We start from the raw sequence: 14,375 nt of genomic DNA on the forward strand, positions 1-14,375 counted from the left end.
TACCGTTCCTGATCCTGCTGCTCATCGCCCTGCTCATCATGACCTTCTTCCCACAAACCATCCTCTGGCTACCTCAGTCCATGGGGTATGCTACGGCCGGCTGAAAGTACTGAACGATTGCAGACTATAATTTTTCCAGGGCAATCGTTTGGGAAATAGCAACATGTTCAAATACTTTCGCAGTTCTCTAGTGGTAACAGCCATCGGTCTGGGCTTGGCGCTCTGGATCGGTGGCTGGCCGGGGATGTGGATCGCGTTCAACCTTGCCATGCTGGAAACCAGCCTCAGTTTCGATAATGCCGTCGTCAATGCTGCGGTATTGAAAGATTGGGATGACAAATGGCGCTCACGCTATCTTGTCTGGGGCATGCTGGTGGCAGTATTTGGCATGCGCTTGTTATTCCCTTTGGTGATTGTGGGCGTACTGGCCCATCTGTGGCCATTGCCCGGCCCACTTTCACTGCTCGAATGGCTTCAAAGTGGACACTGGTCGTCCGCTGATGTCATGTCCATGGCCATCAACCAGCCGGAGCACTACTCCAGTATTCTGCAATCAGCGCATATCGAAGTGGTTGCATTTGGCGGAACATTCTTGCTGATGGTGTTCTGGCACTTTTTTATCGATTACGAAAAAAATGAACACTGGTTTGCACCGGTTGAAGAATTGCTCAGCAAACTGGGCAAGCTGGATATGGCATCGATTTTGCTGACCTTGACCACCTTGTTGACCCTGGCGTCCTTCATGTCCGCCAGTCATGCTCATCGTTTTCTGGTTGCAGGGTTGTGGAGCATTGTTGTCTATATCATCGTGGATGGCTTGGGAGCCATCATGGGAGACAGTAATCCCGCCGCCAAAATTGGCTGGAGTGGCTTTATCTACGTCGAAATGCGCGATGCATCGTTCTCATTCGATGGCGTACTCGGTGCCTTTGCCCTGACCAAGGATATCTTTCTGATTTCGATCGGCTTGGGAATAGGTGCAATGTTTGTACGCAGCTTCACCCTGTATCTGGTCAACAAGGGAACCCTTTCAACACTGCGCTATCTGGAACATGGCGCTTTTTGGGCCATTGGCGCACTGGCCATGATCATGTTGCTGTCAGCCCAGATTCATATCCCGGAAGTGGTAACCGGCGGATTGGCTGCCGTTCTGATCATTGCGGCGGCTGTGCACTCATGGTGGCTGAACGGCAAGGATTCCCATCCCAAGATCCAGGATACCTGCGCATGAATACTTATCTACCCCAGGGTAATGCATGAACCAATACACCCGCCTGACCATCGACGACATCGCCAAGCTGGCAGGTGTTTCCCGCACCACGGCCAGCATGGTGCTCAACGGCCGTGCCGAAGAATTTCGCATTTCGGCCAAGACCAAACAGCGCGTACTCGATATTGCGGAAGAACACCATTTTCTGCCCTCGCACTCCGCGCGCACATTGCGCTCGGGATGCAGCAATACGCTGGGACTGGTGGTACCGGAACTGACCAACTTTGCCCATGCCAGCCTGGCGCAGGCGATGGAACCGTTATGCCATAAAGCTGGTTATCAGTTGCTAGTGGTATCGAGCGATGAAGATCCGGAACTGGAAAAGAAAGGCATCGAACACCTGGTCGCGCGCCAGGTCGATGGCTTGATGATTGTGCCATGCAGCATCGATGCCGAAGCCTATGCCTACTGGAATGCACGCCTGCCAGTGGTACTGGTCGACCGTCGCGTGCCGGATTCCGCCCTGCCCTTTGTGGTGACAGACGCCCAGCACGCTGTTACCACCCTGATGCTGGATGCCTTGTCAGGGCAAGCCAGGGAAGCCTACTACTTTGGCGGGCAGCCCAATCTTTCGCCAAGCATCGACCGGCTGGCAGGCTTTCGTGCCGCCTTGAATCAGGCCGGATTGCAGGAGCAGCCGGGCTGGGTGCGCGCACGCGATTACCGGCGCAGCAGCGGCCATGCACTGATGCGCGAGTGTTACGAGCAACTGGGTCGCTATCCGCAGGTGCTGTTTACCGGCTCGATCACGCTGCTCGAAGGTGCTTTATCGTTCATCAGCGAAAACCGCCATTTCTCGATCGCGCCACAGCGCATCATTACCTTTGATGATCACAACCTGCTGGATTGCCTGCCGCTGGCGATCGACGCCATCCAGCAGGACAGTGACGCACTGGCAGCGGCCAGCATTGCCTCATTGCTGGCGATCATCGCGCGACAACAGCCGGAAAATGTGTGGGTGCCGGCCAAACTGCACTGGCGTACACGCTAAGAGCCTGTTCACGATCTTTTCACCGCAGCGTTCTGGGCAGTGCCGGATAGAGGCCAAGGCACAAACCGTGCCGTGGTACGTGTACCACAAGCGGTTTGTAACGCCGGCGGCTGCCGGCAATGCCCGGAACCCGCCGGGCCAGGCAGGAAAATGGCCATCCACTGCGTTGAACGCCTTGGAAATAACCCGTTATTGCCAGCGTCGTTCGCCTTGTGGCCAGCCCTTTTCCTATCTGGCGCTGCGGTGAAAAGATCGTGAACAGGCTCTAGGCTCTGTTGACATTTGATTAATTTTTACGCGGCTGGGGTATTTTGCTCCAGTACAAGGCATTTCCCAGGCCGCGGTACGGGTACCGCAAGTGGGAAATAACGCCGTAATGGAGCAAAAGACCCAGCCGCCCGAAGGGCAAGTCCGCCAATTTTGCCGGATGCTTTGTCGCCAATGCTCGCAATACACCAGTATTGCTTGCGCTTGGCTTCTCGCCCCGGCAAGTTGGCGGGCTTGCGTAAAAAACAATCAAACGTCAACAGAGCCTAAGAACCTCCACCCTCAATGCTCCGTGAGCCGGACACCCATCTCTTCCGGTGATGTCACGGTGCGCACCGACTGATACAGCGCTTCGGCCTGCGGGTAGGTCTGACGCAGGTAGTTCAGCCATTGCTTGGCCCGGCCGCAGTGATATTTCGGCAGCGTATGCTGCGTGACCAATACCCAGAAATCCCCGAGCAAGGGCTGCAGTGCTTGCCAGGGCAAGCCGGCCTCATCGTTGTCATGCCTGATGATATTGGCCAGACCGGGGTTGGCCACCATGCCCCGGCCAAGCATGACATCTTCCACCCCGCTGATTTCCCGGCAGCGCCGGTAGTCGTCCAATGTCCAGATTTCACCATTGGCAATGACTGGAATGCTCACGGCATCCTGAATGCGCCCGATCCATTCCCAGTGCACAGGCGGCTTGTAGCCTTCGACCTTTGTTCTGGCATGTACCACCAACTCCTGCGCCCCACCAGCCTGCATGGCGCGTGCGCAATCCAGCGCCAGGCTTTTATCTTCGTAGCCAAGCCGCATCTTGGCGGTCAGCGGCATGTTTGCCGGCATGGCGGCACGCACGGCGGTCACCAGTTCGCGGATACGCTCCGGCTCGCGCAGCAGGATCGAGCCACCACCATGGCGATTCACCGTCTTGGCAGGGCAACCGAAGTTCAGATCAATGCCGGTCGGCTTGAGCGCAGCCAGCCGTGCCGCATTCAGTGCCATGAAATGTGGATCGGAACCCAGCAACTGCACGCGCACCGGAACACCAGCCCCGGTGTGACTGGCTGTATCGAGTTCCGGCACGATGCGCTGGAAGGTTCGGTTGGGCAACACCGAGCCCGATACGCGCACAAATTCGGACACGCACAGGTCGATGCCGCCGACGCGGGTCAGGATATCGCGCAGCACGCAGTCAAGCAGACCTTCCATCGGTGCCAGCAGAATTCTCATGGCTGCTCCTGCCGTGACAGCGGCGGATACTTGACGGCATTGAGCCCGATCTTGCGCAACGCTGCCTGCTCCAGATCCACGCCCATCACATCGGTCATGCGAACCAGGTAGAGCAGGATGTCGGCCATCTCTTCCGATACGGCAGTGAGTTTGTCCGGGCATTGTTTCAATGCCACGGATTCCTCTGCGGTAAGCCACTGAAAATGCTCGACCAGCTCGGCCATTTCCACTGACATGGCCATCGCCAGGTTCTTGGGCGTGTGGTAACGCTCCCAATCGCGCTCACGGGAAAATTCGCGAAGTTTTTCAATCAGGCCAGCCAGATCCATGTAATCCATTCCAGAAAAGACAAACCCCGGCGAAAAACCGGGGTCTGGATTTTACCGGAGAATGTTACAGGGCATTGAGTGCATCCGTCGCCGGCACATATTCGTAACCCAATTGCTTGGCCACGGCTTCGAAAGTGACCTTGCCCTTGCAGACATTCAAACCATTCTTGAGGTGGCCGTCTTCGAGCAGTGCCCGCTTCACGCCCTTGTTGGCAATCGCCAGCGCGTAGGCCAGCGTGGCATTGGTCAGAGCCTGCGTGGACGTGCGTGCCACACCACCCGGCATGTTGGCGACGCAATAATGGGTGATGCCATCGACCACATAGGTCGGTTCCTGATGCGTGGTGGCATGCGAGGTCTCGAAACACCCCCCCTGATCGATGGCCACATCGACCAGCACCGATCCCGGCTTCATCAGCTTGAGCATGTCGCGTGTCACCAGCTTGGGTGCTGCGGCACCCGGAATCAGCACGGCGCCAATCACGGCATCGGCTAGCTTGATCTCGCTTTCCACCGCATCGCGCGTGGAATACAGCGTTTTGACACGTCCGCCGAACAGGTTGTCGATCTCTGCCAGGCGCGGCAACGATTTGTCGAGAATGGTGACATCCGCCCCCAGGCCGGCGGCCATGCGCGCGGCATTGATCCCGACAACACCACCACCGACTACGGTGACATGGCCTGGAGCTACACCCGGCACCCCGCCAAGCAACACACCGGAGCCACCCTGCGATTTTTCCAGCGCACGCGCGGCCGCCTGGATTGCCATGCGGCCCGCCACTTCCGACATCGGTGCCAGCAAGGGCAGACCGCCGCGATTGTCGGTAACCGTTTCGTAAGCAACGCAAACCGCGCCGGATTCGACCAGCCCGCGCGCCTGTTCGGGATCGGGTGCCAGATGCAGATACGTAAACAGGATCTGGCCGGGGCGCAGTTGCTTGTATTCGACTGGCTGCGGTTCCTTGACCTTGATCACCATCTCGGCCTTGGCAAAGATTTCCGCAGCGGTATCAACCAGTTGCGCGCCAGCGTTTGCATATTGCTCATCGCTGAAACCAATCGCCGCACCTGCCTGTTTTTCGATCATGACCTGATGGCCATGCGCCACCAATTCGCGCACGCCGGCCGGGGTCAGGCCAACGCGGTATTCATGATTTTTGATTTCCTTGGGAGTTCCAACCAGCATGTTATTGCTCCATTTGCAGATATGTTTGAAATCCACCGTGCCATCGGGGTAACCGAGTATTTATTGGATGCACCACCACAGCGGATAATTCAGTATATGGATAACTTTTCAGTGAAAGTAACCAATGTAATATGCAAATTTAGTGGCTTTCACTACCACAGACACCATTCCACTCACGAAAGAGCGAAATGATCACGCTGGACAAAACCGACCGCAAAATCCTCTCCATCTTGCAGCGCGAAGCCCGCATTTCCATGACCGATCTGGCCGCCCGAGTCGGCCTATCACCCACGCCAGTCAATGAACGGGTCAAGCGCCTAGAACGTGAACGGGTCATCACCGGTTACCATGCCCACTTGAACCAGCACATGCTGGGGCTGAATATCCTGGTTTTTGTCGAACTGCGCTTGTCGAAAAAATCGGGCGAGATCTTTGAATCGGTCAAGCGCGAGCTTGCGCTGGTGCCCGAAGTGCTGGAATGCCATCTAGTCGCGGGCGAGTTCGACTACCTGATCAAGGCACGAATCCCCAATATGCAGGATTACCGTGGGCTGCTTGGGCGCATCCTGCTCAAGCTGCCGATGGCGGTTGAATCACGCAGCTATGTGGTGATGGAGGAAGTGAAGGAGAGTCATATCATCGATGTTTGAACCAAATCGATTCAGGCATTCCATCTGACAGGAATAATACCGACCGTCGTGACACCATCGCCCAGCCAGACTTCACCATCCTGAATCGTGCACTGCAGGCGCATGGTTCGCTGCGCAAGGCTGGCCAATTCCTTGACCGATTCCGGCGCGATGCTGACCACCTGCAGATTATCAAAGCGTGCCGCCTTGCCCTTGATCTGATCCCACCATATTTCCGCCGGACGCCCGCTGTAGCAATACACCAGCACCTTGGCCGATTTGGCACAAATCTGTCGCAGGCGCTTTTCATCCGGCTGGCCGAGTTCGATCCACAAGTCAATGGCATCGGTCAGATCCTTTTGCCAGATATCAGGCTCATCCGTATCGCACAAGCCCTTGGTAAACGTGAGTGTCTCGCTTGCGTTGAGGGCAAAAGCGAGCAGCCGCACCATCATGCGCTCATCGTTTTCTGATGGATGACGGGCAATGGTCAGGGCATGGTCAGCGTAGTAATTGCGGTCCATGTCGGCGATCTGCAGATCTGCCTTGAAGATGGTTGCTTTGAGTGCCATGAAAATCCAGAAAGAAGGAAGCCTTGATCAGGCAGCTTCGTTTTTTAGTCGGGATTCGCGATACATGCGAACCATGGTGGACAAGTTAACTGCGGCCACCACGGCTTCCAGCGCGGTGCCGCCGATCGAACCTGCGATCAGATTGTTTGCCAGCCAGAGCAGGGTGCCGCACAAGAGCACGAAGCGCATGCGGATACCCTGCAACCGGAACAGGCCCAGCGTGGCAATGCTGGATGCGATCAGCGGCAGGGCATCGGCCGGTTGCTTCACGAACAGGATGCCAAAACCGATATTCACCAACACGATCATCCACGCCAGCCAGAGCGAGCGCGTGTACATCGAGATGATGGAACGACTGGCTGAGACCAGCGTACTGGCGACAGCAGTCGGATTGCCAAGCAAGTAGAAATGCACGGCATAAGCGATGCACTCCGCTGTCATCCACAGCTTGAAATGGCGATCGCTCATCTGCAGGAATGAACCGACGCCGAGCACAAAAGCCAGATAGCCGATGATTTGTGCCAGAGACAGAAATTCGAGCATGCTGTTCATGCCCTGCCCTGCAGGCTGAAATCAAGGCAGATCATTGCAGTTGCTCCAGCGATTCCGTCAGCTCCAGCCATTCCATTTCAAGCGTTTCGAGGCGCTGTTTGACCTCGGCTTCCTGCTGCAAGGTCGTCTGCAGACGCGTCTTGTTTTCCGGCGCATAGATTGATTCATCGGCCAGACTCGCCGTCAGGCGTTGATGCTGTTCGTGCAGGATGACCAGTTCCTTGTCGATTTTCGCCAGTTTTTGCTCAAGCGGCTTGCGCTGGCTGGACAGGCGCTGGCGCGCTTCGGCTTCCTGGCGTTTCTGCGCCTTGCGATCGACCACATCCTCCGAGGCATTCAGTCGCGGTACGTCCGTCGCGCGGACTTCCTGACTGTAACGCGTGTAATCATCCAGATCGCCATCAAACGGCCGTACCGTGCCTTTTTCGATCAGCCAAAAATCATCGACCGTGCTGCGCAGCAAATGACGATCATGCGAAACCACGATCAGCGCGCCTTCATAATCCTGCATCGCCAGCGTCAGCGCCTGGCGCATCTCGATATCCAGATGGTTGGTCGGCTCATCCAGCAGCAAAAGATTGGGCTTCTGCCAGATCAGTATCGCCAGCGCCAGGCGTGCCTTTTCGCCACCGGAAAATGGCCCTACCGGGCTCGATGCCATATCACCGCGAAAATCAAAGCCGCCCAGGTAATCGCGCAGCTCCTGTTCACGGGTAAGCGGATCAATTTTCTGCATGTGCCAGAGCGGACTTTCCTCGGCCCGCAAGTGATCGAGCTGGTGTTGGGCAAAATAGCCGATACGCAAACCTTTGCCTTCGGTACAGATACCGTTCAGCAGCGGATTTTCACCGGAAAGCGCCTTGATCAGCGTGGACTTGCCCGCACCGTTCACGCCCAGCAAACCCAGCCGCGCACCGCGCTCGACACTGAAGTTGAGCCTGCTCAACACCGGTTTGGCCGGATCGTAGCCGGCCTGGCCGTCTTCCACGCGCAGCAGCGGATTCGGGCTGGATTCTGGTTCGCGGAAGGTAAAGGTAAACGGCGAATCGACGTGCGCGGCGGCGATGCGCTCCATGCGCTCGAGCGCCTTGACCCGGCTCTGTGCCTGGCGCGCCTTGCTTGCCTTGGCCTTGAAGCGGGTAATGAAAGATTCCAGATGCGCGATCTCGCGTTGCTGCTTTTCGTATGCCTGTTGCTGCTGCGACAGACGTTCGGCTTTCTGTTCCTCGAAATCGGCATAGTTGCCGGTATACAGGTTCAATTCGGCACGATCGACGTGCAGGATTGCATTCACCGTGTTGTCGAGAAAATCGCGATCGTGCGAAATCACCAGCAGCATGCCTGGATAGCTGCGCAACCAGTTTTCCAGCCAGACCACGGTTTCCAGATCCAAGTGGTTGGTCGGCTCATCCAGAAGCAGCAGGTCGGAACGACGCATCAAGGCTTGCGCCAGATTGAGGCGCATGCGCCAGCCACCGGAAAAACTCGCAACCGGCCTGGCCATTTCAGCTTCGGAAAAACCCAAGCCAGCCAGCAACTTGGCCGCGCGGGACGGCGCAGCATAGCCATCGATAACCTCCAGGCGCGCCAGGCATTCGGCATGCTTGATGCCGTCATGCAGGCTGGTGGCAAGGTCACGCTCGATGGCCCGCAATTCCAGATCACCATCCAGCACGTATTCCAGTGCCGGGGTATCCAATGCCGGGGTTTCCTGCGCCACATGCGCAATCACGAAATTCGGAGGCAGTTCCAGATCGCCCGCATCCTGATGCAGTTCACCGCGCAGCAATGCAAAAAAACTGGACTTGCCTGCCCCGTTCGGGCCAACAACACCCACTTTGCAACCAGGATTAAGCGTGAGATCGACGTGTTCAAGCAGTACCTTGACCCCACGTCGCAGAGTAAGAGATTTCAGTCGGATCATGGGCGGCAAGTCTAGCAGAGTTGCCACATCTTACCGAGAACAAACAGCAGTTTTAGGGTCCAGGAAACGAAAAACAGCGCGCTGCAACAACCATTCTGACCAGGTCCGTTGAAGTTTTAAGACGTCGTTATTCCGGCGAAGGCCGGAATCCAGTCCCAGCATAGATGGACGTCTGGGTCGCGGCTTTCGCTGGGGCGGCGAGTTAATATATATGAGGCTGGATGAATAACGCTTGGCAAGCCATCACAAGCGCGCGTTCCAAAGACATGTCTGCCAACTCTGGTGAAACAGGCACATGCTGGCCACATTCACGCCTGCCCGTTCGGCCTGCGTAGTATATAATTGCGGGTTTTGCAGTTGCTCAAGCGGAATTCATTGCAATGGAAGCGGAACAGTTAAACCAGATCGAAAACACTCTTGCCGATCTTGCCAAGCGCACGGAAGAGTTGCGGCAATATCTCGATTATCCGGGCAAGCGTGACCGACTGGAAGAAGTCGTTCGCCTGACCGAAGATCCGGACATCTGGAATGATCCGAAAAAGGCGCAGGAATTGGGGCGCGAGCGCAAGACACTGGAAGATGTCGTGGTTGTACTCGATCGAGTCAGCCAGGAAATTGCCGACGGCCAGGATCTGTTCGAGATGGCCAAGAGCGAGAGCGATATCGATACGCTCCACGCCGTGGAAGCCGATGTTGAAAAAATCAACAGCGAGATCAGTGCGCTGGAATTCCGCCGCATGTTCAGCAACCCGATGGACCCGAACAACTGCTTTATCGATATCCAGTCCGGCGCCGGCGGTACCGAAGCCCAGGACTGGGCCGGCATGCTGCTGCGCATGTATGTACGCTATGGCGAGCGCAAGGGTTTTGGCGTCGAGGTGATGGAAGAATCCGAAGGCGAAGTCGCTGGCATCACCAGCGCCACGATCAAGCTCAACGGCGAATACGCTTATGGCTTCCTGCGGACCGAAACCGGGGTGCACCGTCTGGTGCGTGTTTCTCCATTTGATTCCAATGCGCGCCGCCACACGTCATTCTGTTCGGTGTTCGTTTACCCGGAAGTCGACGACAGCATAGAAATCGAAATCAACCCGGCCGACCTGCGCATCGACACTTACCGCGCTTCGGGCGCGGGCGGCCAGCACATCAACAAGACCGATTCTGCCGTGCGGATTACCCACAATCCTTCCGGCATCGTGGTGCAGTGCCAGAATGATCGCTCGCAACACAAGAACCGCGATGAAGCCATGAAAATGCTGCGCGCCAAACTCTATGAGGCGGAACTGCGCAAGCGCATGGAAGCCCAGCAGGCACTGGAAGCCGGCAAGGCCGATATCGGCTGGGGCCACCAGATCCGTTCCTATGTTTTCGATCAGAGCCGCATCAAGGATCTGCGCACCAGTTACGAAGTAGGCAACCTCAAGGGCGTGATGGATGGCGACCTCGATGGCTTTATCGAAGCCAGCCTGAAACAGGGCGTTTGATTACAGTCCATAGGACACCGATTCAACACTTGAACCCTCGGGCCAGCCCCGAACGATGGAAAGCATCATGAGCGACAAGCAAGCTACCCCGGAAGTCATCACACAAGACGAAAACCAGATCATCGCGGAACGGCGCGCCAAGCTGAAAGGCATCCGTGAACAAGGCATTGCCTTCCCGAACGATTTCCGTCCGAAGGAAATCGCCGCTGACCTGCATGCCAAATATGACGCAACCGAAGGCGAAGCACTGGTGGCCCAGGCCATCGAAGTCAGCGTGGCTGGCCGCATGATGCTCAAGCGCGTGATGGGCAAGGCCAGCTTTGCCACGGTGCAGGATAGCTCCGGCCAGATCCAGTTCTACATCAGCCGCGATGCTGTGGGCGAGGAAGTCTATGCCGCATTCAAGCACTGGGACTTGGGCGATATCCTGGGCGCGAAAGGTCTTCTGATGAAGACCAGGACCGGCGAGCTGACCATTCAGGTCACCGAGTTGCGTCTGCTGACCAAATCGCTGCGCCCGCTGCCGGACAAACACCACGGCATCGCCGATCAGGAAATGAAGTATCGCCAGCGCTACCTCGACCTGATCACCAATCCGCAAAGCCGCGATACCTTCATGAAGCGCTCGCGCATTATCCGCAAGGTGCGCGACATCATGGTGGGCGAAGGCTACCTGGAAGTTGAAACGCCGATGATGCACCCGATTCCGGGTGGCGCTGCGGCCAAGCCGTTCATCACGCACCATAACGCGCTCGACATGCAACTCTACCTGCGCATTGCACCGGAGCTGTACCTCAAGCGCCTGGTGATCGGCGGGCTGGAACGCGTTTTTGAAATCAACCGCAGCTTCCGCAACGAAGGCATGAGCACGCGCCACAACCCTGAATTCACGATGATGGAATTCTATGAAGCGTATGCCGACTACACCCGCATGATGGAACTCACGGAAACCGTGATCCGTGAATGCGCACGCGAAGCGACCGGCCACACCGTGATCGAATACCAGGGTCGCCTGATCGATCTGTCCAAGCCGTTTGAACGCCTGACAGTGACGCAGGCCATCATCAAGTACAACCCGCACTATACCGAGGCGCAGATGCATGATCGCGCCTGGCTCAAGGCCGAGATTGAACGCCTGGGCGGCAAGCTGGTCGTGACTGACGGCATCGCCGGCCTGCAGTTCTCGCTGTTTGAAGCCACCACCGAAGAAAAACTGTGGGACCCGACCTACATCATCGACTACCCTCTGGAAATCTCCCCCTTGGCACGGGCTTCCGACAGTAATCCGGGCATTACCGAGCGCTTCGAGCTGTTCATTGTCGGGCGCGAGCATGCCAACGGCTTCTCGGAGCTCAACGATCCGGAAGATCAGGCAGCCCGCTTTTTGGAACAGGCACGCGCCAAGGATGCTGGTGACGAAGAAGCCATGCACTACGATGCCGATTACGTGAAGGCACTCGAATACGGCCTGCCACCGACCGGCGGCTGCGGTATCGGTATCGATCGCCTGGTGATGCTGCTGACCGATTCGGCCAGCATCCGCGATGTGATTCTGTTCCCGCAAATGCGGCGGGAAGACTGATCTGCCTACCCTGACAACGCCGGCCCTGTGCCGGCGTTGTGCTTTCATAGCCGGACGCAAACAAGAATGATTCCCTCGATACGCAAGCTGACATCGCCGCAACGCACACCGCAAACCAACCTGCGCTTGGGCGCGGCGCTTGCCTTCATCGCCGGCGCCACCAATGCCGGCGGTTTTCTGGCTGTGGGCCAGTACACCTCGCACATGACAGGGATTGTGTCATTGGTCGCAGACAATATTGCGCTGGGCAACCTGGCTTTGGCCCTGACCGGCGTATCCTCCTTGTGTGCCTTCATTGCCGGGGCGGTTTGCAGCTCGGTCATGGTCACCTGGGCCAAGCGCCGGCGCCTGCGCAGCCAGTTTGCCCTGCCATTGCTGCTCGAAGCCAGCCTGCTGCTGTTCTTTGGCCTGCTCGGCGCCACCTTGCACGAACAACGGACATTCCTGCTGCCCGAAACCGTGATCGTCCTGTGCTTCACCATGGGGCTGCAGAATGCGCTGATCACCCGCATTTCCCAATCGGAAATACGCACCACCCATGTCACCGGCCTGGTCACGGATCTGGGCATTGAAATCGGCCGGCTGATCTATTTCAACCGCACGCACGAACTCGGACGCATCGAGGCCGATCGCCGTCGCCTGCGCATTCAGGGCAAGCTGATTCTGATGTTTGTCGCGGGCGGCATCTGTGGCGGCTTTGGCTTCAAGCACTGGGGCTATGCCAGCACCATCCCGCTCGCCATCATTCTGGTCATTCTTTCGCTCCTTCCGCTACTCGACGACATGCGGCTGCGCTATCGCCTGCTACGCATGCAGCATTGATCCAAGCATATAACCAAGCGGACTACTGATACTTAAGTCATATCGCTAGAATGGGAAATATTCTCAGCAAGGATACGGCCTCATGGATTACTTTCCCGTCTTTCTTGATCTGCACAACTACCCTTGCCTGGTCGTGGGCGGAGGCGATGTCGCGCAACGCAAGATCCAGTTGCTGCTCTGCGCAGGTGCATCCCTCTGCGTTGTGGCGCCGCAACTCACACCGACCTTGCAGGCCATGGCTGATGCCGGCAAATTCCGGCACCTGAGCCGGGCATGGCAGGCGGACGATTTGCAAGGCATACGCCTGGCGATTGCCGCCACCGACAACCACACCGTCAACTCTGCCGTGCATGCCGCGTGTGAATCAGCCGGAATTCCCGTGAATGTGGTTGATCAGCCCGAGCTTTGCCGCTTCATCGTGCCATCGATCGTCGATCGCTCGCCGCTGATGATCGCCATCTCCAGTGGCGGCCATGCCCCGGTTTTGGCCCGCCACTTGCGTGCCAAGATCGAAGCCTGGCTGCCGCACGGTTACGGGGTACTGGCTCGCCTGGCCGGAGAATTCAGGGAACAGGTCAAACAACGCTTTGGCGAGCAGGAACGGGCACGTCGTCGCTTCTGGGAAATGGCACTGGAAGGTCCGGCAGCAGAAAAAGCACTGGCCGGGGACGAACAGGGTGCTGCCGAAGCACTGGCCCACGAACTGCAACAATCAAGCCACCAGGCACTGCAGCAGGGCGCGGTCTATCTGGTCGGTGCCGGCCCCGGCAATCCGGATCTGCTGACTTTTCGAGCGCTGCGATTGATGCAGAAAGCCGATGTTGTACTCTACGATAACCTGGTTTCTCCGGCGATTCTTGAACTGGTCCGTCGCGATGCCGAGCGTATCTATGTCGGAAAGAAAGCCAGCAATCATGCGCTGGCGCAGGAAGAAATCAACCAGTTGCTGGTAAGGCTTGCCCAAGAAGGAAAAACCGTCCTGCGGCTCAAGGGCGGCGACCCCTTCATCTTTGGCCGAGGCGGCGAGGAAATCGACGAACTGGCACAGCATGGCATTTCATTCGAGGTTGTACCCGGCATCACTTCCGCCGCCGGAGCATCCTGCTACGCCGGCATTCCGCTTACCCACCGTGATTACGCGCAATCCGTCACCTTCGTAACGGGTCATCGCCAGGAAGGCGAAATCGAACTCGACTGGGCACGTCTGACCAGCCCGACCGAGACCATCGTGGTCTACATGGGTGTCAAGGAAGCACCACGCATCTGTGCCCGCCTGATCGAACACGGTCGCAATCCCGATACGCCGGCAGCCATCATCGAAAAGGCCACCACCCCGGAACAAAAAACCGTGACAGGAACCTTATCCACGCTGCCTGAACTGATTGCGCTGCACGATGTGAAACCACCGGCACTGATCATTATCGGCGACGTAGTCAAACTGCATCAGAAGCTGAACTGGCATGGCAAACCTGTCCGCTAGTCAGCACCCTCTGCAACCCATGCAGTAGATGCCTTGACAATCGAACGCTCGTTCACTACGCTCTGGAAC

General features: G+C 57.2%; 13 protein-coding genes. 7 read left to right on the forward strand and 6 right to left on the reverse strand.

Annotated elements, in window-relative coordinates; translation table 11 throughout:
- Nucleotides 1-163: 163 nt before the first annotated feature.
- The gene (locus AC0KVQ_RS10120) at nt 164-1,231 is read left to right on the forward strand and encodes a DUF475 domain-containing protein (protein ID WP_473421037.1); all 1,068 of its coding nucleotides are present in this window, start codon (nt 164-166) and stop codon (nt 1,229-1,231) included.
- A 25-nt stretch (nt 1,232-1,256) separates the two neighbouring features.
- Nucleotides 1,257-2,261 (forward strand): LacI family DNA-binding transcriptional regulator, encoded by a 1,005-nt coding sequence (locus AC0KVQ_RS10125; RefSeq protein ID WP_473421038.1) that lies wholly within the window; start codon nt 1,257-1,259, stop codon nt 2,259-2,261.
- 549 nt (nt 2,262-2,810) lie between these two features.
- On the opposite strand, the gene AC0KVQ_RS10130 is transcribed toward AC0KVQ_RS10125, so the two are convergent.
- The 3 genes from AC0KVQ_RS10130 to ald form a co-directional block, all read right to left on the reverse strand.
- Complete coding sequence (locus AC0KVQ_RS10130) at nt 2,811-3,746, reverse strand: tRNA dihydrouridine synthase (RefSeq protein ID WP_473421039.1); 936 nt, start codon at nt 3,744-3,746, stop codon at nt 2,811-2,813.
- Nucleotides 3,743-4,075 (reverse strand): nucleotide pyrophosphohydrolase, encoded by a 333-nt coding sequence (locus tag AC0KVQ_RS10135; protein ID WP_473421040.1) that lies wholly within the window; start codon nt 4,073-4,075, stop codon nt 3,743-3,745. The genes AC0KVQ_RS10130 and AC0KVQ_RS10135 overlap by 4 nt, the downstream gene beginning before the upstream one ends.
- Nucleotides 4,076-4,139: 64 nt before the next feature.
- The gene (gene ald / locus AC0KVQ_RS10140) at nt 4,140-5,261 is read right to left on the reverse strand and encodes an alanine dehydrogenase (RefSeq protein ID WP_473421041.1); all 1,122 of its coding nucleotides are present in this window, start codon (nt 5,259-5,261) and stop codon (nt 4,140-4,142) included.
- Nucleotides 5,262-5,449: 188 nt separating this feature from the next.
- Between ald and AC0KVQ_RS10145 the strand changes: the two genes are divergently transcribed.
- The gene (locus AC0KVQ_RS10145; protein WP_473421042.1) at nt 5,450-5,911 is read left to right on the forward strand and encodes a winged helix-turn-helix transcriptional regulator; all 462 of its coding nucleotides are present in this window, start codon (nt 5,450-5,452) and stop codon (nt 5,909-5,911) included.
- Nucleotides 5,912-5,922: 11 nt separating this feature from the next.
- Here the strand turns inward: AC0KVQ_RS10145 and AC0KVQ_RS10150 are convergent, their stop codons facing one another.
- The 3 genes from AC0KVQ_RS10150 to AC0KVQ_RS10160 are packed head-to-tail and all read right to left on the reverse strand — an operon-like array spanning nt 5,923 to nt 8,938.
- Nucleotides 5,923-6,462 (reverse strand): YaeQ family protein, encoded by a 540-nt coding sequence (locus AC0KVQ_RS10150; protein WP_473421043.1) that lies wholly within the window; start codon nt 6,460-6,462, stop codon nt 5,923-5,925.
- 27 nt (nt 6,463-6,489) lie between these two features.
- Nucleotides 6,490-7,014 carry a YgjV family protein gene (locus AC0KVQ_RS10155; RefSeq protein ID WP_473421044.1) on the reverse strand — a complete coding sequence of 175 codons (525 nt, stop codon included), beginning with the start codon at nt 7,012-7,014 and terminating at the stop codon, nt 6,490-6,492.
- Nucleotides 7,015-7,045: 31 nt separating this feature from the next.
- Nucleotides 7,046-8,938 carry an ATP-binding cassette domain-containing protein gene (locus AC0KVQ_RS10160; RefSeq protein ID WP_473421046.1) on the reverse strand — a complete coding sequence of 631 codons (1,893 nt, stop codon included), beginning with the start codon at nt 8,936-8,938 and terminating at the stop codon, nt 7,046-7,048.
- Nucleotides 8,939-9,318: 380 nt separating this feature from the next.
- On the opposite strand from AC0KVQ_RS10160, the gene prfB reads away from it, so the two are divergent.
- The 4 genes from prfB to cysG all read left to right on the forward strand — a co-directional run bounded on the left by prfB (nt 9,319) and on the right by cysG (nt 14,306).
- Complete coding sequence (gene prfB, locus AC0KVQ_RS10165; protein WP_473421047.1) at nt 9,319-10,422, forward strand: peptide chain release factor 2; 1,104 nt, start codon at nt 9,319-9,321, stop codon at nt 10,420-10,422.
- 67 nt (nt 10,423-10,489) lie between these two features.
- Entirely contained in the window at nt 10,490-12,004 is a 1,515-nt protein-coding gene (gene lysS, locus AC0KVQ_RS10170) for a lysine--tRNA ligase (protein WP_473421048.1), read from the forward strand.
- 66 nt (nt 12,005-12,070) lie between these two features.
- Nucleotides 12,071-12,826, forward strand: a complete 756-nt coding sequence (locus AC0KVQ_RS10175; protein ID WP_473421049.1) for a YoaK family protein — start codon at nt 12,071-12,073, stop codon at nt 12,824-12,826.
- A gap of 82 nt (nt 12,827-12,908) precedes the next feature.
- Nucleotides 12,909-14,306 carry a siroheme synthase CysG gene (gene cysG / locus AC0KVQ_RS10180; RefSeq protein WP_473421050.1) on the forward strand — a complete coding sequence of 466 codons (1,398 nt, stop codon included), beginning with the start codon at nt 12,909-12,911 and terminating at the stop codon, nt 14,304-14,306.
- Nucleotides 14,307-14,375: the final 69 nt, after the last annotated feature.

The organism is Formivibrio sp. oc-25 (assembly GCF_055810895.1).